This window comes from Streptomyces sp. NPDC026092 (assembly GCF_040638605.1).
Taxonomy (GTDB): Bacteria; Actinomycetota; Actinomycetes; order Streptomycetales; family Streptomycetaceae; genus Streptomyces.
Genome location: NZ_JBEZYN010000033.1, coordinates 1 through 18,623, shown reverse-complemented (window position 1 = coordinate 18,623; position 18,623 = coordinate 1). Strand labels below are relative to the sequence as shown.

At 69.5% G+C, this 18,623-nt stretch carries 19 protein-coding genes; 3 read left to right on the top strand and 16 right to left on the bottom strand.

Annotated features, from left to right (window positions below):
• Positions 1-29: 29 nt before the first annotated feature.
• Positions 30-3,929: a DNA-directed RNA polymerase subunit beta' gene (locus tag AB0F56_RS34150; protein ID WP_362016924.1), complete on the top strand. Its 3,900-nt coding sequence runs from the start codon at positions 30-32 to the stop codon at positions 3,927-3,929.
• A gap of 67 nt (positions 3,930-3,996) precedes the next feature.
• On the opposite strand, the gene AB0F56_RS34145 is transcribed toward AB0F56_RS34150, so the two are convergent.
• From AB0F56_RS34145 to AB0F56_RS34085, 13 genes are all read right to left on the bottom strand, one after another.
• Positions 3,997-4,260: a hypothetical protein gene (locus tag AB0F56_RS34145; RefSeq protein ID WP_315891558.1), complete on the bottom strand. Its 264-nt coding sequence runs from the start codon at positions 4,258-4,260 to the stop codon at positions 3,997-3,999.
• Complete coding sequence (locus AB0F56_RS34140; protein WP_362016992.1) at positions 4,247-4,480, bottom strand: hypothetical protein; 234 nt, start codon at positions 4,478-4,480, stop codon at positions 4,247-4,249. The genes AB0F56_RS34145 and AB0F56_RS34140 overlap by 14 nt, the downstream gene beginning before the upstream one ends.
• A gap of 21 nt (positions 4,481-4,501) precedes the next feature.
• Complete coding sequence (locus tag AB0F56_RS34135; protein WP_362016922.1) at positions 4,502-5,416, bottom strand: peptidoglycan-binding protein; 915 nt, start codon at positions 5,414-5,416, stop codon at positions 4,502-4,504.
• Positions 5,417-5,511: 95 nt separating this feature from the next.
• Positions 5,512-5,910 carry an ATP-binding protein gene (locus tag AB0F56_RS34130; protein WP_362016920.1) on the bottom strand — a complete coding sequence of 133 codons (399 nt, stop codon included), beginning with the start codon at positions 5,908-5,910 and terminating at the stop codon, positions 5,512-5,514.
• 34 nt (positions 5,911-5,944) lie between these two features.
• Positions 5,945-6,589: a hypothetical protein gene (locus AB0F56_RS34125; protein WP_362016918.1), complete on the bottom strand. Its 645-nt coding sequence runs from the start codon at positions 6,587-6,589 to the stop codon at positions 5,945-5,947.
• Positions 6,586-7,686: a hypothetical protein gene (locus tag AB0F56_RS34120; RefSeq protein WP_362016916.1), complete on the bottom strand. Its 1,101-nt coding sequence runs from the start codon at positions 7,684-7,686 to the stop codon at positions 6,586-6,588. The genes AB0F56_RS34125 and AB0F56_RS34120 overlap by 4 nt, the downstream gene beginning before the upstream one ends.
• Before the next feature lie 11 nt (positions 7,687-7,697).
• Positions 7,698-8,843, bottom strand: a complete 1,146-nt coding sequence (locus tag AB0F56_RS34115) for a hypothetical protein (RefSeq protein ID WP_362016914.1) — start codon at positions 8,841-8,843, stop codon at positions 7,698-7,700.
• Positions 8,844-8,875: 32 nt separating this feature from the next.
• Positions 8,876-10,069: a hypothetical protein gene (locus tag AB0F56_RS34110; RefSeq protein WP_362016912.1), complete on the bottom strand. Its 1,194-nt coding sequence runs from the start codon at positions 10,067-10,069 to the stop codon at positions 8,876-8,878.
• Between the two features lie 40 nt (positions 10,070-10,109).
• Positions 10,110-11,309, bottom strand: coding sequence for a hypothetical protein (locus AB0F56_RS34105; RefSeq protein ID WP_362016910.1), 1,200 nt, complete (start codon positions 11,307-11,309; stop codon positions 10,110-10,112).
• A 52-nt stretch (positions 11,310-11,361) separates the two neighbouring features.
• On the bottom strand, positions 11,362-12,288 hold the full coding sequence (locus AB0F56_RS34100) for a phage tail protein (RefSeq protein WP_362016908.1): 927 nt from the start codon (positions 12,286-12,288) through the stop codon (positions 11,362-11,364).
• 43 nt (positions 12,289-12,331) lie between these two features.
• Positions 12,332-13,585, bottom strand: a complete 1,254-nt coding sequence (locus AB0F56_RS34095; RefSeq protein WP_362016906.1) for a tape-measure protein — start codon at positions 13,583-13,585, stop codon at positions 12,332-12,334.
• The gene (locus tag AB0F56_RS34090) at positions 13,582-14,781 is read right to left on the bottom strand and encodes a phage tail protein (RefSeq protein WP_362016905.1); all 1,200 of its coding nucleotides are present in this window, start codon (positions 14,779-14,781) and stop codon (positions 13,582-13,584) included. Before AB0F56_RS34090 ends, AB0F56_RS34095 begins: the two co-directional genes overlap by 4 nt.
• Before the next feature lie 30 nt (positions 14,782-14,811).
• Complete coding sequence (locus AB0F56_RS34085) at positions 14,812-15,681, bottom strand: hypothetical protein (protein WP_362016903.1); 870 nt, start codon at positions 15,679-15,681, stop codon at positions 14,812-14,814.
• 87 nt (positions 15,682-15,768) lie between these two features.
• Between AB0F56_RS34085 and AB0F56_RS34080 the strand changes: the two genes are divergently transcribed.
• Positions 15,769-16,191 carry a DUF3592 domain-containing protein gene (locus AB0F56_RS34080; RefSeq protein ID WP_362016901.1) on the top strand — a complete coding sequence of 141 codons (423 nt, stop codon included), beginning with the start codon at positions 15,769-15,771 and terminating at the stop codon, positions 16,189-16,191.
• Between the two features lie 96 nt (positions 16,192-16,287).
• Here the strand turns inward: AB0F56_RS34080 and AB0F56_RS34075 are convergent, their stop codons facing one another.
• Positions 16,288-16,521 carry a hypothetical protein gene (locus AB0F56_RS34075; RefSeq protein WP_362016899.1) on the bottom strand — a complete coding sequence of 78 codons (234 nt, stop codon included), beginning with the start codon at positions 16,519-16,521 and terminating at the stop codon, positions 16,288-16,290.
• A 305-nt stretch (positions 16,522-16,826) separates the two neighbouring features.
• Between AB0F56_RS34075 and AB0F56_RS34070 the strand changes: the two genes are divergently transcribed.
• Positions 16,827-17,723, top strand: a complete 897-nt coding sequence (locus AB0F56_RS34070) for a hypothetical protein (protein ID WP_362016897.1) — start codon at positions 16,827-16,829, stop codon at positions 17,721-17,723.
• 29 nt (positions 17,724-17,752) lie between these two features.
• On the opposite strand, the gene AB0F56_RS34065 is transcribed toward AB0F56_RS34070, so the two are convergent.
• On the bottom strand, positions 17,753-18,055 hold the full coding sequence (locus AB0F56_RS34065; RefSeq protein ID WP_362016895.1) for a hypothetical protein: 303 nt from the start codon (positions 18,053-18,055) through the stop codon (positions 17,753-17,755).
• A gap of 113 nt (positions 18,056-18,168) precedes the next feature.
• A complete protein-coding gene (locus AB0F56_RS34060) occupies positions 18,169-18,459 on the bottom strand; it encodes a hypothetical protein (protein ID WP_362016893.1) in 291 nt (96 codons plus the stop codon).
• Positions 18,460-18,623 lie beyond the last annotated feature (164 nt).

Below are 18,623 nucleotides of genomic sequence, written 5' to 3'. Positions count from 1 at the left end.
CTTACAACCCTGAGAGGGATTGACGCATAGTGCTCGACGTCAACTTCTTCGATGAGCTCCGGATCGGTCTGGCCACCGCTGACGACATCCGTCAGTGGAGCCACGGCGAGGTCAAGAAGCCCGAGACCATCAACTACCGCACGCTCAAGCCCGAGAAGGACGGACTCTTCTGCGAGAAGATCTTCGGTCCGACCCGGGACTGGGAGTGCTACTGCGGCAAGTACAAGCGTGTCCGCTTCAAGGGCATCATCTGTGAGCGGTGTGGCGTCGAGGTCACCCGCGCCAAGGTGCGCCGTGAGCGGATGGGCCACATCGAGCTCGCCGCTCCCGTCACCCACATCTGGTACTTCAAGGGCGTCCCGTCGCGCCTCGGATACCTGCTCGACCTCGCGCCGAAGGACCTCGAGAAGGTCATCTACTTCGCCGCTTACATGATCACGTTCGTCGACGACGAGCGTCGTACGCGTGACCTGCCCTCGCTGGAGGCGCACGTCTCCGTCGAGCGTCAGCAGATCGAGAACCGTCGCGACTCCGACCTGGAGGCCCGCGCCAAGAAGCTCGAGACCGACCTGGCCGAGCTCGAGGCCGAGGGTGCCAAGGCCGACGTGCGCCGCAAGGTGCGCGAGGGCGCCGAGCGTGAGATGAAGCAGCTGCGCGACCGTGCGCAGCGCGAGATCGACCGTCTCGACGAGGTCTGGAACCGCTTCAAGAACCTCAAGGTCCAGGACCTGGAGGGCGACGAGCTCCTCTACCGCGAGCTGCGTGACCGCTTCGGCACGTACTTCGACGGTTCGATGGGTGCCGCGGCGCTGCAGAAGCGCCTGGAGTCCTTCGACCTGGAGGAGGAGGCCGAGCGCCTCCGCGAGATCATCCGTACCGGCAAGGGCCAGAAGAAGACCCGTGCGCTCAAGCGCCTCAAGGTCGTCTCCGCGTTCCTGCAGACCGCGAACAGCCCCAAGGGCATGGTTCTCGACTGCGTGCCGGTGATCCCGCCGGACCTGCGTCCGATGGTGCAGCTGGACGGTGGCCGCTTCGCGACCTCCGACCTGAACGACCTGTACCGCCGTGTGATCAACCGCAACAACCGTCTGAAGCGTCTGCTCGACCTCGGTGCCCCCGAGATCATCGTGAACAACGAGAAGCGGATGCTCCAGGAGGCGGTCGACGCCCTCTTCGACAACGGCCGTCGTGGTCGCCCGGTCACGGGCCCCGGCAACCGTCCGCTGAAGTCCCTCAGCGACATGCTGAAGGGCAAGCAGGGTCGATTCCGTCAGAACCTGCTCGGTAAGCGTGTGGACTACTCCGCGCGTTCCGTCATCGTCGTCGGTCCGCAGCTGAAGCTGCACCAGTGTGGTCTGCCGAAGGCCATGGCGCTGGAGCTCTTCAAGCCGTTCGTGATGAAGCGCCTGGTCGACCTGAACCACGCGCAGAACATCAAGAGCGCCAAGCGGATGGTCGAGCGCGGCCGCACGGTCGTGTACGACGTCCTCGAAGAGGTCATCGCCGAGCACCCGGTTCTGCTGAACCGTGCGCCCACGCTGCACCGCCTCGGCATCCAGGCCTTCGAGCCGCAGCTGGTCGAGGGCAAGGCCATCCAGATCCACCCGCTCGTCTGCACCGCGTTCAACGCGGACTTCGACGGTGACCAGATGGCCGTCCACCTGCCGCTCTCCGCGGAGGCGCAGGCCGAGGCCCGCATCCTGATGCTGTCCTCGAACAACATCCTCAAGCCGGCCGACGGCCGTCCGGTCACGATGCCGACCCAGGACATGGTCCTCGGTCTGTTCTTCCTGACCACCGACGGTGAGCTGCGCGACACCAAGGGCGAGGGCCGCGCGTTCGGCTCCACCGCGGAGGCCACCATGGCCTTCGACGCCGGCGAGCTCGCGCTGCAGTCGTCCGTCGACATCCGCTTCCCGATCGGCACCGTTCCGCCGCGCGGCTGGGTTCCCCCGGTCGCCGAGGAGGGCGAGCCGGAGTGGCAGCAGGGTGACTCGTTCCGTCTGCGTACGTCGCTGGGCCGCGCGCTCTTCAACGAGCTGCTGCCCGAGGACTACCCCTTCGTCGACTACTCGGTCGGCAAGAAGCAGCTCTCCGAGATCGTCAACGACCTCGCCGAGCGCTACCCCAAGGTCATCGTGGCGGCGACGCTCGACAACCTGAAGGCGGCGGGCTTCTACTGGGCGACCCGTTCCGGCGTCACCGTGGCCATCTCCGACGTCGTCGTTCCCGAGGCGAAGAAGGCCATCGTCGCGGGCTACGAGGCTCAGGACGAGAAGGTCCAGAAGCAGTACGAGCGCGGTCTCATCACCAAGGAAGAGCGCACTCAGGAGCTCATCGCGATCTGGACCAAGGCGACCAACGAGGTTGCCGAGGCCATGAACGAGAACTTCCCCAAGACGAACCCCATCTTCATGATGGTTGACTCGGGTGCCCGAGGAAACATGATGCAGATGCGGCAGATCGCCGGTATGCGTGGTCTGGTGTCGAACGCCAAGAACGAGACGATCCCGCGTCCCATCAAGGCGTCCTTCCGTGAGGGCCTCACCGTCCTCGAGTACTTCATCTCGACGCACGGTGCCCGTAAGGGTCTGGCCGACACCGCCCTGCGTACCGCCGACTCGGGTTACCTGACCCGTCGTCTGGTGGACGTCTCGCAGGACGTGATCATCCGCGAGGAGGACTGCGGCACCGAGCGCGGTCTGAAGCTGAAGATCGCCGAGAAGGGTGCCGACGGCATCCTGCGGAAGACGGACGACGTCGAGACCTCCGTGTACGCGCGGATGCTCGCCGAGGACGTCGTCGTGGACGGCAAGGTCATCGCGCCGGCCAACGTCGACCTGGGTGACGTGCTCATCGACGCCCTCGTGGGCGCCGGCGTGGAGGAGGTCAAGACCCGCTCGGTCCTGACCTGTGAGTCCGCCGTCGGTACCTGTGCCTTCTGCTACGGCCGTTCGCTGGCCACCGGCAAGCTGGTCGACATCGGTGAGGCCGTCGGCATCATCGCGGCCCAGTCCATCGGTGAGCCCGGTACCCAGCTGACGATGCGTACCTTCCACACCGGTGGTGTGGCCGGTGACGACATCACCCAGGGTCTGCCCCGTGTTGTCGAGCTCTTCGAGGCCCGTCAGCCCAAGGGTGTCGCCCCGATCTCGGAGGCGGCCGGCCGCGTCCGCATCGAGGAGACCGAGAAGACCAAGAAGATCGTCGTCACCCCGGACGACGGCAGCGACGAGACGGCGTTCCCGATCTCGAAGCGTGCCCGTCTGCTGGTGGGCGAGGGCGACCACGTCGAGGTGGGCCAGAAGCTCACCGTGGGTGCCACCAACCCGCACGACGTGCTGCGGATCCTCGGTCAGCGCGCGGTCCAGGTCCACCTGGTCGGCGAAGTCCAGAAGGTCTACAACTCGCAGGGTGTGTCGATCCACGACAAGCACATCGAGATCATCATCCGGCAGATGCTGCGCCGCGTGACGATCATCGAGTCCGGCGACGCGGAGCTGCTGCCGGGCGAGCTCGTCGAGCGCTCGAAGTTCGAGACCGAGAACCGTCGTGTGGTCACCGAGGGCGGTCACCCCGCCTCCGGCCGTCCGCAGCTGATGGGTATCACCAAGGCCTCGCTGGCGACGGAGTCCTGGCTGTCGGCCGCCTCCTTCCAGGAGACGACCCGAGTCCTGACGGATGCGGCGATCAACGCCAAGTCCGACAGCCTCATCGGCCTCAAGGAGAACGTCATCATCGGTAAGCTCATCCCGGCCGGTACGGGTCTGTCCCGCTACCGCAACATCCGGGTCGAGCCGACCGAGGAGGCCAAGGCCGCGATGTACTCGGCCGTCGGCTACGACGACATCGACTACTCGCCGTTCGGCACGGGCTCCGGCCAGGCCGTTCCGCTGGAGGACTACGACTACGGTCCGTACAACCAGTAAGCGAGTCGCTTGATCGACCGAAGGGCGGTCACCCCGTTGCGTACGGGGTGGCCGCCCTTCGGGTTTTTCACCGGCTCGCGATCTCCCACAGGGCGAAGCCCAGGCCTGCCGTGGCGGTGAGGGCGGCGACCGAGGCCAGGGGCCAGCGGGCGCGTTCCAGGGCGTCGAGGCGGGCCTCGTGGTCGGCGAGCTGTTTGTCGGTCTGGTCGCTGCGCTGGACGAGGAGGGCGAGCGAGCCGTCGACGCGGGCGAAGCCGGCCTCCAGCGTGCCGCGGAGCCGCTCCAGTTCCAGCGCCACCGCCACGGGGTCGTTCGGATCAGACTCGGTCATCCGCCGCCCCCGGGGTGGTGCGCAGCCAGGAGGGCAGCAGGTGCTGGACGGCCGGTACCGCCATCACCCGGGTCAGGGCGGCGGCGACGGCGAGCGCTCCGGCGACCCAGGGGAGGGTCGCGGGGAGGCCGGAGGCGTCGACGATCGCGGGGAGGACGACGGCGATGCCGACCGCGCTCTGCAGGACGGTGCGGACGGTCCGCTTCGTGTTCTCGGACAGGGCCATGGGGGCTCCTCGGGTTCAGGTGGTGTGGGGGACCTTGAGCGCGTTCCAGGAGGTGGCGCCCGGCCAGCCGTCGGCGTCGGTGCCGCGGAAGCCGAGCTTGCGCTGCCAGGCGGCGTACGACTGGCGGTCGGACTCGGACCAGCGGGGGCTCGGGCCGACCTGGTAGCGGCCGCAGCCCTCGGCCATCAGCCGGCGGCCCATCGCGGTGACGATCGGGGAGCTCGGGTTCGCCTTGAAGAACGCGGTGCCGGGGAACGGCTGGTAGCGCGGCGGGGCGGGCTTCTGCGGGGTGGTCGGGGGCTGCTTCGACGGGGCCGTGCCGAGCCGCTTCTGGACCCGTTCGCGCATGCCGGGCATCGCGAAGCCGCGCGGGTCGCTCTTCCAGTCCGACCACTCCAGGTGGCCGATGACGGACTTGGCGCCCCAGCCGTGGGCGCGGCAGAGCGCGGCGGAGGTCCGTTCGATGGCGTCGAGCTGGGCGGCCGGCCAGGGGTCGGCGCCGTTGCCGAGGTTGATGCACTCGAAGCCGTAGAAGCGGGAGTTGCCGTCGACGGCGCCGGGACTGCCCTGGTGCATCCGGGGGGCCGGGGGCCGGGCCCCGTACGTCTCGGTGATCACGGCCTGGAGGACCGAGGGGTCGCCGCCGCCGGCGTGGTTGGCGCGGCCGTTGGCGACGAGGTGGACGGTGCCGTCCTTGGCGATCACGCCATGGCAGAGCGGGCCCGGCAGTCCGGCGTAGCCGTTGTAGCAGAGCTCGACGGACGAGGCGGTGCCGCTGGAGACCGTGTGGTGGATCATCACGCCGACGACGGGACCCCAGGCTCCCGCCTGGTTGCGGTGGTGGGTGCGCCAGCTGTCGTGCTCGACGACCTTGACGCCTTCGGCGCGGAGCGCGGCGACGAGCCGGTCCGCGGTGAGGGGAGTGGCCATGGGTGACCTCCAGGCTTGCGGGCGGGGCGGGGGTGCGGGCATGCGGGCATGAAAAAAGCCCGCTCGGGGCGGGCGTCCGTACGGGTGTGGGGGGCTTAAGGAACGGGTTGCGGGGTCGGCTCCGGCTCGGGCTCCGGCGGGGCCCAGGTCGCGCAGAGCGCGGCGTAGGCGGCGCGGCGGTGCTCGAAGTCGGCGAGGGCGGCCGCGACGGCCTGCTGGACGGCGGTGGGGTCGGGGGTGACCGGGTCCGCGTCCAGCGGGTTGACGACGACCGTGGCGTAGCCGCGCAGGGCGGTGCCCGCCTCTCCGACGGCGGTGACCTGAGCGGTGACGTAGACCGCCGGGTAGGCGCCGGTCAGCTGGTCGGGTTCGAGTGGGCCGCCGAGGGTGTTGTCGTACAGGCGGACGCTGATGGTGTGGCGGCTCTCGGTGACGGTGCCGCGACCGGCGTAGTCGATGGCCAGGCCCCAGGGCTGGTCGGGGTCGGGGGTCATGGGTGGCTCCTTTCGAGTCGAGGGGTCGGGCGGGTCAGGTCTGGCGGCCGTGCAGGAGGACCGTTTGGGCGTAGACGTTGCCGGAGCCGCTCGTGACGATGCCGTGGATCTCGAACGTGCTGGTGGCGCCGAAGCCGCCCTGCATGTCGGCGGTGACCGGGCCGGTGTGGTCGAAGGTGGAGCCGGCGGCGACGGTCGGGCCGAACTGGACGCCGTCGACCATCACCCGGATCTGGCCGACGGCGGTGCCGGAGATCCGGGTGTACATCCGCAGCCGCGTCTTGGGCTGCCAGATCGGGTTCTGGGACTGGGCGATGGTGGTCCAGACGGTGGCGTTGGTGGCCGCCCAGTGTGCGCTGGCCATGCTCTGCGGCGGGAGCATCGACAGCCACGGCCGGGCGAGACCGCCGGTGAGGACGTCGTCCGAGAGGACCTCGTGGCCGAAGGAGTCGTTGACCCGCAGCACCGGCTTGGTCCCGCCCGGGCCGCTGCCGCTGATCTGGACGAGGGTGGTGGCCGTGTTCGGGTCCTGCGGGTCCGTCTGCCGCTTCACCGTGAGTGAGCCGTTGACGACGTCGTTGAGGACGGGGCGCGTGTTCACGGCGGTGGACAGGGCCTGGATCCGGCGCTCCATCTGGATCAGCCGGTCGATGATGTCCTCGGGGAGCTGGGTCATCATGCCTCCTCGATGTAGAGCTCGGCGGTGTCGGGGCGGCCGCGCTCCGGGGGGCTGACCTTGACGCCGATGATGCGGTAGCGGCGGTCGAGGCCTCCGGGGTGCCACTCGTCGGTGATCCGGATCCGGGCGGTCCGGCCGAGGAGCGCCGGCGGGACGATCCCGCCGAGCCTGATGGTGATCGCGGGGATCAGTACGGATCCGGCGGCCCCGGCCAGGTTGGCGGCGGCCAGGGAGTTCAGCGTCGGGACGTCGCTGACCTCGTTGTGGTCCGAGGACAGGTCGACCCGCGGCCAGCCGGCGTTCAGGAGCGTCGTGTCGACCTTCTCCGCCGACATGGTCGGCCGGGACTCGGCGGCGGCGTTGGTGTTCGCCGACGCGCCTCGGGCGAGGGCGGTGGTGCCGCCGCGGGTCGCGTCGTCCGGGAAGGAGTACGACAGGATGGCGCCGGGCCGGTCGAAGATCATGTCGGTCGCGCCGGTACGGATCTTCGGGTGGCCGAGCCGGAGCTGGCGGATGCGCTCGCCGGTGACCGGGTCGCGGTAGACGAGGATCTGCTGCTCGAAGCCGTTCTCCTGGGCGGCGAGCTGGTCGAGGGCCTCCTGGTAGACGGTCTCGTCGCCGAGCCGCCAGGCCGCCGTCCGTTTGACCGGGGAGGTCTCCGTGCCGACGGCGATACCGCTCCGGCCCAGTCCGGCCTGGACCTCCGTCCACAGTCGGCGGGCGATGGCCAGCTGGTCGGTCGGCGTGGCGTAGGTGATGTCGGTGCGGATGCGGCGGCGGGTGGCGTACGAGTCGAAGGTGGCCGCCTGGATGCCCAGGGTCAGCACACCGCGCCCGCTGGACTGGAGTGTGGTGGTCCAGACGATGCCGCCCCACCACAGGTCCCCGCCGCGTTCCAGGTAGACGGTGGTGCGGCCGGCCAGGACCTTGCGGACCCGGTCGGCCATCTCCTTGTTGGGTACGGGGACGGTGCCGGACAGGGAACCGGCCCGGCCGATGTAGTCCTCGAACTGGACGTCCCGCAGCGGCAGGATGTCGATGGTCTGGTCGGTGAACAGGTCGCAGAAGATCGCCCGGTAGGGCGTGTCGAGTGCCATCGCGGGCCCCCTTACAGGACGTAGGTGGCGGAGACGTACACGGTCCGGCCGGTGGGGATGACCGCGGTGGGTGTCCAGGAACGGAGCGTGACCTGGGCGGTGGTGGCGTAGATCGTGCCGACACCGCACCCTTGGGTGTCCGTGGCCGTCGTGTCGAAGGTCATGGCCGGGGACCAGCCGGTCGGCAGGGTGCACAGTGGCTGCTCGGCGATGCTGCCGTTGGCGGGTGCGGTGATGTTCGCGCCGGTACGTGTGAGCGAGACCCGCACCATGACGACACCGGCGCGGGTGCGGCGGCCGGAGAACGAGCCGAGACTCCAGCCGGTCAGCGCCGTCGCACCGGTGAAGACGGGCTCGATGTCGTACGGCGCGTGGTAGTTGACCCACGCCGTCCCGCTCCACCGCTGCAGCACACCGTTGTTCTCGCGGAACTGCCCGGGGTAACTGCCCGTCGACAGAGTCCCGTTGACGGCGATGCCGCCGATCTCCTTCGGGTAGGCGACCCAGGCGTTGCCGTCCCAGCGCTGCAAGTAGTGGGAGTTGTCGTTGTCCTGGTACTGGCCCGGGTACGCGCCGGTGGTGCCGGCGTTGTTGTACACGGGCAGGATGCCGCCGGCGCTCACGACCGTGGTGCGCAGGTCGGTGACGACACCGCTGTCGGCCCAGCCGACGCCGCCGGTACCGGCCGAGGCCCCCGGCTTGACCCGGATGGAGAACAGCGTGAGCGAGAGCGGGGGCGGGGTGGGGGCCACCGGTGTGGCGGCGGCCTCGCCCCGGACGATCTCGACGGTCGCCTCGTACTTGCCGCCCGCGTCGGCGTCGTGGTCCTGGACGCGGAGGACGACGAGGTCGATGCGCGGGTTGAGGGGATCGCCGTCGCCGAAGGTGAGGGTGATGTCCTCGTCCAGGGCGACGGGGTAGGCGCCATCAGTGGTGGCGCCCTGGATGACGGCCCTGCCGTGGTAGACGGTGGCCGTCATCGGGCCGTTGCCGCTCAGCCACAGACCGCCGACCCGGAACTTGCCGTCGTACGTGCCGGGCAGGACGCCGGAGCGGGAGGCGAGCGGGTTGGCGGGCGTCATGGCGCCGAGGGAGGTGATTCGGGTGTTCTGGCGGGTCTGCCCTGTGGGCAGGAGCCAGCCGGAGCGTACGGGCATGGGAACTCCTGTCGGACGGTCTGTGTGCCGGGTCAGTTCTGGGGGCTGACCACGACGAAGGTGTTGTCGAAGTGACCCTTGATCTGGGTCGTGTTGGCGCCGACCTTGAACATGCCGGTGATGGCGTACGTGGCGCCCGGGGTCATGCCGTAGAAGCGCGTCACGGACGACACCGACGCGTTGATCGAGCCGGTGTGGACCGCCGCGGTCTCGTCGTTCTCCGCGATCAGCGTCGTCGTTCCCTGCGTCAGCCGGAGACCCATCGAGACCTGGGTGGGCGTGGTCGACTGGGCGTTCATCCGTGCGCCGTAGGTGATCAGTACGGCTCCCGACGCCGGCGCGGTGAACTCGACCCTGACCGGGGTGCCGACCGTCTCCGAAAGCGTCGCGGTGTAGGTCGTCGACGTCGTCCATCCTGAGTCGTTGGACCCGCTGTAGTACGGCCCCGGGACCGCCGGCTTCCACGCCGAACCGTTCCAGCGCTGGAGCACGCCGCCCGCGGTGTCCCGGTACTGGCCCGTGTAGGTGGCCGTGAGGGTGCCCGCGCTGTTCGGGATGATGCCGCCGAGCGCGGACGGGTACGGCACCCAGGCGCCGCCGTCCCAGCGCTGGAGCGCGCCGCCGGAGTCCTGGAACTGGCCCGGGTAGGCGCCCGGGACGACCGGGCCCTCGACGGGGAGGATGCCGCCGAGGGAGACGACCGTGGTGCGCAGGTCCTTCAGGGCGGTGTTCCAGTTGATGCCGCCGTTGCCCGCGCTGGCCCCGGCGGGCACCGTCACCTCGTACAGCGGGAGGCTGCGCGGCGGGGCCGCCGGGGCCTTCGGCGTCGGTTCGGCCTTGCCCACGATGATCTCCACCAGGGCCTCGTTGCGCCCCGGACCGTCGTACAGCGGGTCGTAGACCTTGAGGACGACGAGGTCGACGCGGTTGTACTGGGCGTCGCCCGGCCCGAAGGTGACCGTCTCCGAGGCCGGCAGGGTCACCGGGTAGACGCCCTGGGAGATGTCGCCCTGGATGACGGCCCGGCCGTCGGAGACGGTCGCGGCCATGGCGGAGGCGCCCGTCATCCAGAAGCCGGAGAGCCGGTGCTGGCCGTTGTAGGAGCCCGGCAGGATGCCGGAGCGGACCTGGACGGGGTTGACCGCGGTGGTCGCGCCGATCTGGGTGAGGCGGGTGTCCTCGCGGGTCTGGCCGGTCTCGTTGACCCAGCTGCTGCGCAGGTTCATGGGGTTCTCCAATCAGGAAGGTGCGGAGGGGCGGCGGAGCTCAGGACTTGATCCACTCGGCGGTGAGGGTGCAGGCGTAGCCGGAGCCGCCGAGCGTCTTCACCGCCGCGGTGTGGCTCTGGTACGCGGCCAGTTGCAGCGTGTTCCCGGCGTTGAGCTTCAGCAGGGCGCTGCCGCCCACGGCGATCGCGCCGTTGCCCGCCGGGGTGAGCCAGGTGGCGCGCTGCACGCCGGAGCCGTTGACCACGAGACGGGCGCCGCGCATTCCGGTCTGGGCGTCGTTGGCGAAGACGGCGTGCCCCGAGACCCGCCACCAGCCGGTGCGCGGCACCGTGTAGGTGTGGGTTCCGTTCCAGCCGGTCGCCTCGTCGACGTCGACGTTCGGCAGGTTGAGCGCCGTCCAGGTGTTCGGCGTGATGCTCTGTACGTGGGCCGACAACGTCTGCGAGGCGCAGAACAGGATGCCCGCCCGGCCCTGCGCGTACTGCCAGGACTGGCCGTCCCAGCGCTGTAGGACACCCGATTCGTCGCGGTACTGCCCCGCGTACGTGCCGGCGGTCGCCGTGCCGCTCGGGGCGATGCCGCCGAGCGCCCGGGGGTAGGAGACCCAGGTCGTGCCGTCCCAGCGCTGGAGGGCGGAGCCGGCGTCGCGGTACTGGCCTACGTACGCGCCCTTGAAGCCGCTGGTGGGCGTGATGCCTCCGAGCGCGACCACCGGCCAGTGCTGGGCGGTGACCCCGCCGGTGGTCCAGGCGACGCCGCCGGTACCGGCCGAGGTTCCGGCCCGGACGGTGACCGTGTAGAGCGGGAGGGTGGAGCCGGCGCCGGAGGCCGGAGCGACCGGAACGGCCCTGGCCTCGCCCTTGACCAGGCGTACGACCGCTTCCGTCGTGCCGGTCTTGTCGTACAGGTCGTCGACGACGGCCAGCTCGATCAGGTCGATCCGGTCGTACTGCGGGTCACCGTCCTCGATCGTGAGCGTCTGCGGTGAGACGGCGGCGACCATGTAGGCGCCCTGGTCGGTGTCCTTGCCCTGCACGATCGCCCGGCCGGTGCCGATCACGCACTCCATCGGCGCGGTCCCGGTCAGGACGAAGCCGCCCGGCACGATGCCGGGGCGGGAGCGCAGCGGTGTCTCCTCGGCGCTCTGACCACTGGGGGTCAGCAGGGCGGCGAGGGCGAGGCGGGTGTCCTCGCGGGTCTGGCCGGTGGCGGTGAGCCAGGCGGCGGTGACGGTCATGGTGCGCCTCTCTGTTCGGCGGTGGGCGGCGGAGGGACGGTGACCGGTCGGCTCACCACTCGGCGCTGCGCCAGCGGACCGTCATGAGGGCCTCCTGGCCGGCTCCGTCGGGCCGGAACGCCAGCTCCGTGCGGCCCGGCTCCAGGAGGAAGAGCTCCTCGGGGCTGGAGTCGGCCATCGCGGTGTGCCGGCGGGAGGCGGTGTTGTTGAGCGTGACTGTGCCCTCGGCGGTGTCGACGACCAGCACGTCGCCGGCGGCCAGGTCGATGGCGTACCGCAGCCGGCGCCGGCTGGTCCGCTCGGTGACGGTCGGCATGGAGCACGGACCGTGGAAGGTGATCACCGGGTGCGTGGCGGCCGAGCCGGTGTTCTCGGCGACGACGTCGCCGGTGGACGTGGCCCGGCCCCAGTCGAGGGGCCAGGTCAGCGGCCAGGTCAGGCCGGACTCCGGCTGCGGGGCGACGGTGGTGACGGTCTGCTCGTTGACGGCGTAGCGGCGCGGGTCGGTGGCCAGCCACTGGACGGACATCTTGGAGCTGCCCTGGGTGGCGAAGCCCTGGTCGGCAGGGATGACCCGCTGCGCGATCCGGGCGCGTACGGTGAGCAGTTCGCCGTGCAGTCGGACGGTGAGCCAGCGCTCCTCGTCGAGGAGGGCGAGTCCCTGCCGCAGGGCACGGACGGCCGCCGTGGCGGCGCTGTACTCCGGTACGAGCACGACCGATCCACCGACCTTGCGCGGCTTGGCGTACCGGGAGCCGGGCCAGGCGCCGTGCGAGGTGGGCCGCTCGGCGTCGGAAGAGTCGTACTCGGGCAGGTCTTCCCAGCCGGTCAGGCCGGACCGGTCGACGGCGAACGGGGTGCCGGGGCCGATGAGAAGCCCGGCCCACTGGATCTGCCCGTCCTGGGTGATCAGCGAGCCGGGCGCGAGGTCGGCGGTGAATTCGGTTCCGGTGGCGTATGCGGTTGTGGTCTCGGCCATGGGGCCGTCACCTCACTTCTGATGGGACGTCAGTGGTGGACGGTCATCGGTGCGCGGTCGCGAGGAAGAGCAGATCCTCGGCGGTCGACCGGGGGCCGGCGCCGGGCTTCTCGTGGAAGTCCCGGACGCGGTGAGGCCGCGGGGGAGCTTCGGTGAGGGCCGGGACGCGGCGGTTCTCCAGTTGCGCGAGCGAGTCGATCCGGTAGTCGTCAGGCGAGCCGGGGGAGACGATGCCGCCCTCGGCGAGCATCGGGATCTTGTCGAGTTCGACGCCGAACTTCTTGCCGGTGAGGGGGATCTCGAAGCTGAGCTTGTTGAGTCCGTCGATGATCCAGTTGGCGAAGGCGATGAGGCCGTTGATGGGCCCCTTGACGACGCCGAGCACGGTGCTCATACCGCCCTCGATCAGGTCGCCGATCCCGCGCAGGGACCTGGTCACCGCGTCCTTCGCGGTGCGGAAGAACCCGGGCACCTTGTCGGTGATCCAGCGGCTGATCGGCTGGATGGCGCTCTTGATGCCGCCGATCGTGCGGGACGCGATGGTACGCAGGGCGTTGGAGGCGGAGCGGACGGCGGAGCCGATCCTGGAGATCCCGCCGATCGCGGATCCGACGATCTTGAGCGCCGTCTTGAACACGGTGAGGTACGCCTTGACGTACGTCCCCACGGCCTGCCCGAGGACCTTCATGATCGGCTGGATGAAGGTCAAGACCGCCCGGAAGCCCTTGACCGCCTGATCGAAGACCTGCCTGATGATCCGCTGGCCGGTCTCGGAGGTGAGGGCCAGTTCGATGAGGTACGCCGCGATGGGCACGATCAGGCCGACGAGGAAGCCGAGCGGGTTGGCCCGCATGGCGACGTTGATGCCCGTCATGGCGACGGCGGCGACGGTCATGACGGTGCCGAAGGTGCCCATCAGACCGGAGACGAGGTCGGCGATGGGCAGCAGCGGCAGGAGGATCCCGAGGACGGCGCCGGCGCCGGTGGCGATCTTGGCGGTCGCGGTGCGGGCTTTGCCGGCCGCGGTGCCGATCCGTCGGACGCCCGTGGGCGCTGCGGACCGGCGGATCCTGGTCACGGCGGCCGCGGCCCCGGCCGCGCCCTGGCCGAGGTTGCGCAGGGAGGTGCCGGCGTTGCGGACGCCGGCGGCGAGGCTGTCGAGGCCGCCGCCCGCACGCTGGGCGTCCTGCTTGAGCCGCCGCAGTGAGGTGCCCGCCTGGCCGAGCCCCTGTCTCAGCGAGTCCATGACCGGGGCCACGCCCCGGAACGGGTTCGGCAGAGCGGCCGCGGCACTCATCCGCGCGCCTTCACCAGGTACATGAGCGCCTGCGCGGTCGAGTGCGGATCACTGCCCCGGGCCGCGTGGTAGTGCTCGATGTGCAGCCCGGCGCTGGCGCCGACGGTCTGCGGGCCCTGGGCCATGCGGGCGCGGCGGGCGGTGAGGGCGAGCAGCCGGTCCAGCTTGGAGAGCGGGAGGACGGCCTCGGCCTCGCCGGCCTCGGCGAGGATCGCCGGGACACCGCCGGTGCGGGGCATGACGACACCACCGGTCGCGAGCATGGGGATGGTCGGCAGGTTGACGCCGAAGGTCTTGCCGCCGACCATCGGCACCCAGCCGGGCACCGTGACCTTGACCTTGTTCAGGGCGCCGATCATCCGGTTGATCAGGCCGATGACGGAGTTGATGGGGCCCTTGACGCCGTTCTTGATGCCCTCGAACGCCCGGGACGCGATGTCCTTGAGGCCGTTCCAGATGGACGACATCTTGTCCTTGACGGCGCTGAACGCCTTCGGGATTGCGGTCTTGATCCAGTTGACCACGGGGGTGATGACCCGCTTGATGCCGTTCCAGACGGTGCTGATGACGGTCTTGATCGCCTTCATGACCGTGGTGATGACCGTCTTCCAGATCTTCACGTAGGTCTTGATGACGGTGGCGACGGCCTTGACGACGGTGGAGATGGCCTTCTTGATGCCGTTCCAGACCGTCTTGATCAGGGAACCGGCCTTCTTCATGATCGGCCCGACGGCCTTCATGACGGAGCTGATGACGGTCTTGATGGCGCTGAACGCCTTCTTCATGATCGTCTGCATCGTCTTCGAGCGGGCCGCCATATCGACGATCGTCTCGATGAGCGGCATGAAGAGTTCGAGCAGCCGGGCGAGGATGTTGCCCTTCATGGACTTGTTGAGCTTGTCCTGGCCCTTGGCCGCCTTGCCCGCACCCGACTCGTACTTGCCGAGCTTGCCGCCGGCCGACTGAGCGGTGTTGCCGGCCTTCTTCATGGCGCGCTCGGCCTGGTCCGAGGCGGTCTTGAGGTTCTTGAGCTGGGTGCTGGAGCCCTGGGCGGCGCTCCGGAGATTCTTGAGCTGCCCGTTCGCCGACCGGCCGGCGTCCCCGACCTTCTTGACCGAGGAACCGGCCCCGGACGCCTGCGTCTTGAGCGTACGCAGGGAGTCGGAAGCCTTCTTCATGGAACTGACGAGAGACATGGGTGTACCTCCTTCCGTGGTGGGGGTGGGTCAGGAGCCGCCGGCACCGGCGATGGCCGCGGCAGCCTCTGTCGCGTCCTGCTTGAGGGTCCGGAAACGGGTCTGCAGGTTCTGGCCGGCGCGGTCGAGCTTCTCGGCGGCTTCCGTGGCCGAGCGGAGGTCCTGCGGAATCTTGTTGGGCGCGAAGTCCGCCATGTGGCCCTTGAGGGTGCCTGCTTCCCGGGTGACGTCCTTGAGCCTGTCGAGGTTGGTGTTGTCGATCGCCAGGCCGATCTCTTTGACGCCCTTGGCCGTCTTGCCGAGCGACCGGCTGGACGGCATGTCCGCGACGAGTTCGTTGAAGGTCCGGATTTCGGGGTTGACCGCGACCAGGGCGTCCTTGAGCTCTCCCAGCGCGGTGGGGCTGAGGGCTCCTCGGGCCATGGCGATGATCGGAGCGGACTCGGCCTCGGCGCGAGGGCGGGCCCAGGGAATACCGCTGTCGGTCATCGCGAGGATCCGGCCCTGAGAAGCTGGGTTGCTACGCCGGCCGATCTTCCTCGTCAGCTTTTCAAATCCCGCGTTGAACAGCTTTCCGAGGTCGAAGACCTTTCCCAGCATCATGACGCCGAGGGCGCCCAGGGCCAGCGGAATGAGGCTGGTCAATTCCTTCTGGTCCTTGATGGCGCCAAGCAGGTCCTTGAAGCCCAGCCCTTCGAGGAGGGCTTCCCACCAGGTCTTGGTCTCGTCCTTTCCGCCCTTGACCGCATCGATGATCTCCTTTGCCTTGGCGTCGAGTTCGGCCTTGGTGGCGGCAGCCGGAGGTGGAGTCTTGTTGGCGTTGACGGCCTTGCTGACTTCTTCGAGCTTTGTTTTCACCTCGCCAATTCTGGCGAGCAGTTCTGCGTGATCGTCGGCCATGATGCTCCCTCGAATCTTTTCTCGGGGTTGACCCGGCAGGCGGGCCGTTGCTAGCTTTCTGGGTCGTGTGAACTGGGGAGGGTCGCAGTGGGGCAGTTCTTTTATGTGGTGGGAGCCTGTCTCGCCATCGTGGGGGGATTTTTCGCCCTCGTGACGACCGGAAATGTCCTGACGTTTCTCCGGCTGCGCGCCCTCGAACGTCGGGGCGTCGAGGGGGAAGCGGTCTCCTATGCCCATGACGTCATGAACGGCAAGATCCGCGTCCACTACCGGGTCTCTCTCCCGGAGGGGGAGCGCCAAGGGGACTTCTACGAGCTCCAGGTCCAGGAGCCGGCCCCGGTGGGGACGGTGGTTCCCGTCGTCTACGACAGGAAGCGGCCGTCGAGAGCGAAGACGGGCGCCCTGGAGGACATCGACTCGTCCTCGGAGGGCTGGATCGCGAAGTACGTCACCGGCGGCGGGCTCGCCCTGCTCGCGCTCGGGATCGTGCTGGGCAACCTGTTCTCCTGACGCGCTCGGCGTCAGGGCCGTGAACAGCACGACAGCCACCTGCTCCCAGGAAAAACGGGGACAGGTGGCTGTTGCTTCGGTTGCGCCTGCGGCGGTTCAGTCCTGGCGTGAGGCGCGGTCCTTGCGGTTGTCGCCGCTGGAGGTCCGGCGGGCCTCCGCGAGGGCGTCGTTCCAGCCCGCCGTGTACGCGAGGGTCTCGCAGCGGGTGACCTCGGCGTACAGGCTGCCGAGCAACGCTCTCTTGTCGAGGGCGACGGGTCCGTCGAGGAGCTGGCGGAGGCGGTCCTGGAGAGGGGTGTGCGGTCGCGATGCCTCGGCCTGCTGGGTCATGGACGCCTGCCTTCCCTGTGCTTGCCCTTGCCTGTGTGGCGGCGCCGCGGAGTGAGGAGCGGGGGCACCACGTGTTCGAACTGCTGTGCGAATAGCAGTGTGGAACACCTGTTCGGTGTTTGTCGAGCGCGAATCGCCTGACGCTCCGTCTGAGGCCACCACTTCGGGTGGGGTTGGTCCGAATCCGGGTGGCTCGGGGCGAGCGGGTACGCTGGATGCACGTTTCCTGGATGGGACCACTTCGGGGAGCCAAGGGTTGTCGGGGGTGCGAGGGGACCCTAGGGGGCGGAAGGCAGTGCTTACGCATGGACAGGGAGCCGAGCGCCGGCCGGCGCGCACCGGTCGTCGACTGGCTGGAGATGAACCCGGATCTGCCTCATCTGTTCGCGCGGGTGTCCGAACTGGTCCATGTCTCAGGATTCGCGCCTGAGGATCTCGTGGTCGTCTCCCGGGCCGAGATCGACCGCCGTGAGACCGCCGCCTTCACCGCCGGCTGGGCCGAGGCCGTCTCGGACGAACTCCCGCGCATACGCCGCGAGTACGAGAGGCGCGTGGCGGACGCCTACGCACAGGGACAGAGTGACGCGCGTGGAATCCGGCGCCCCCAGCGACGGGCGGAGGGCGACCCGGACGGGGCCCGTGTCATCGCGCTGCCCTTCGCCCGGTTCCTCGAACCGCCGGCCGTGGTCCTCCAGGCCGAGGAGCGGGTACGCGGTGAGCGCGAGCGCTTCGAACGGCGGCAGGAGCCCGAGCGGGGGCCCGAGCCAGGACCCGAAACCGAGCTGAGGCCCGACCAGAGGCCCGAAACCGAGTTGAGGTCCGCCCCGGAGCCAGAGTCCGAGCTGAGGCCCGACCCGGACGCTGAGCTCCAGCACGCGACCGCGTCCCCCGGGTCCGAGGACTCCCGCCCCCGCACCGACGAGCCCGGTATCGAACAGGACGGCCCGCCCACCACCCCGGAGGTCCGTACCCGCCGGACCGCCCAGCCGGTACGGAAGGTCGTACGCGGCAAGGGCGGGCGCCCGATAGTGCCGCCGCTCGGCGTCCCCGCCCAGCCGGGACCCGGCACCGACCGCCGCGCGGCGGGGGCCGGTGAACCGGACTCGCGCGCGCAGGGGCGCCGACTGTCCGAACGGGCCAGGGCCCTGGAGGGGGAGCTGGCCGAGCGAGCACAGGAAGCGCCCCCGGAGACCGATCCCTGACGGGAGCGGCTCCGGGGGCCGTGGGGGTGTCAGCCGAAGAACCGGGCGAGGGCTCCGGGAGAGACCACCTCGCCGGTGTTCCCCTCCTCCGCGGAGCCATCGTCCTGCCCTTCTCCGTCCTCGTCGGTGGCACCCGGACGCGGAACGGGCTTCGGGGGCTCGGGCGGGTCGTCGTCCTCGCCCGTGTTGACGCAGGCGAACATCCAGTTGGCGACGGCCAGGTGGTCCACCGCCGCCGCGAGGAGATGGTCGGTGATCGACCACTCCGCGGCCTCGCCGTGCAGCTCCTGCTGCACGGCGCTGTCCCGCGGCAGATGCTTGATCAGTGTCATCACGCGCCGGCTGGAGAGCTCTCCCCGGTGCCAGTCGAGGAGATCGGTGCCGTAATAGCGGAGGAGATCCGCCTCAAGGGCCTCGGCGTGTTCGTCGACGAACTCGACGAGGCTCAGTCTTCCCCCAGGCCGAGCCCGGTCTCGCGACCGTAGGCCTCCAGGATGGCGGCGATGTCCTGCATCGTGATGTCGTGCTGTTCGAACCGGGCGAACTGCTCCTCACCCATCAGGAGCGCGAGCAGGCCGTCCACGTCGTTGTCGTCGAGCTTGCGCAGGCCCTTGGCGGTCGCGCGGGAGAGCTCGGTGGGCAGGGTGTAGGACTCGCCGTCCAGCTCGAAGGACCAGGCGCGGCCGTGGGCCTCCTGTCGCTGGGCGCGGGCGGCGTTGACGTCGAAACGGGCCATGGTGATGCGTACTCCTTGTTCGAGTGAGTGAAGAGGAGAGGGGGCGGGGGGGGGGGGGGGGGGGGCCGCCCCCCCCCCGGGGAGAATAGAAATAAAGTGGGCCAGTAAAATAGATAAGTAAAATAGAATGTAGCCAGGAGGATAGGGGAGCCCAAAAAAAATAG

Bases quoted from the DNA above. Each gene is read 5' to 3' on its own strand.
- AB0F56_RS34135 (WP_362016922.1), bottom strand. From the start codon at position 5,416: ATGGCCACTCCCCTCACCGCGGACCGGCTCGTCGCCGCGCTCCGCGCC.
- AB0F56_RS34115 (WP_362016914.1), bottom strand. From the start codon at position 8,843: ATGCCCGTACGCTCCGGCTGGCTCCTGCCCACAGGGCAGACCCGCCAG.
- AB0F56_RS34145 (WP_315891558.1), bottom strand. From the start codon at position 4,260: ATGACCGAGTCTGATCCGAACGACCCCGTGGCGGTGGCGCTGGAACTG.
- AB0F56_RS34095 (WP_362016906.1), bottom strand. From the start codon at position 13,585: ATGAGTGCCGCGGCCGCTCTGCCGAACCCGTTCCGGGGCGTGGCCCCG.
- AB0F56_RS34060 (WP_362016893.1), bottom strand. From the start codon at position 18,459: ATGGCCCGTTTCGACGTCAACGCCGCCCGCGCCCAGCGACAGGAGGCC.
- AB0F56_RS34120 (WP_362016916.1), bottom strand. From the start codon at position 7,686: ATGGCACTCGACACGCCCTACCGGGCGATCTTCTGCGACCTGTTCACC.
- AB0F56_RS34065 (WP_362016895.1), bottom strand. From the start codon at position 18,055: ATGACACTGATCAAGCATCTGCCGCGGGACAGCGCCGTGCAGCAGGAG.
- AB0F56_RS34075 (WP_362016899.1), bottom strand. From the start codon at position 16,521: ATGACCCAGCAGGCCGAGGCATCGCGACCGCACACCCCTCTCCAGGAC.
- AB0F56_RS34070 (WP_362016897.1), top strand. From the start codon at position 16,827: ATGGACAGGGAGCCGAGCGCCGGCCGGCGCGCACCGGTCGTCGACTGG.
- AB0F56_RS34105 (WP_362016910.1), bottom strand. From the start codon at position 11,309: ATGACCGTCACCGCCGCCTGGCTCACCGCCACCGGCCAGACCCGCGAG.
- AB0F56_RS34085 (WP_362016903.1), bottom strand. From the start codon at position 15,681: ATGGCCGACGATCACGCAGAACTGCTCGCCAGAATTGGCGAGGTGAAA.
- AB0F56_RS34090 (WP_362016905.1), bottom strand. From the start codon at position 14,781: ATGTCTCTCGTCAGTTCCATGAAGAAGGCTTCCGACTCCCTGCGTACG.
- AB0F56_RS34100 (WP_362016908.1), bottom strand. From the start codon at position 12,288: ATGGCCGAGACCACAACCGCATACGCCACCGGAACCGAATTCACCGCC.
- AB0F56_RS34125 (WP_362016918.1), bottom strand. From the start codon at position 6,589: ATGATGACCCAGCTCCCCGAGGACATCATCGACCGGCTGATCCAGATG.
- AB0F56_RS34130 (WP_362016920.1), bottom strand. From the start codon at position 5,910: ATGACCCCCGACCCCGACCAGCCCTGGGGCCTGGCCATCGACTACGCC.
- AB0F56_RS34110 (WP_362016912.1), bottom strand. From the start codon at position 10,069: ATGAACCTGCGCAGCAGCTGGGTCAACGAGACCGGCCAGACCCGCGAG.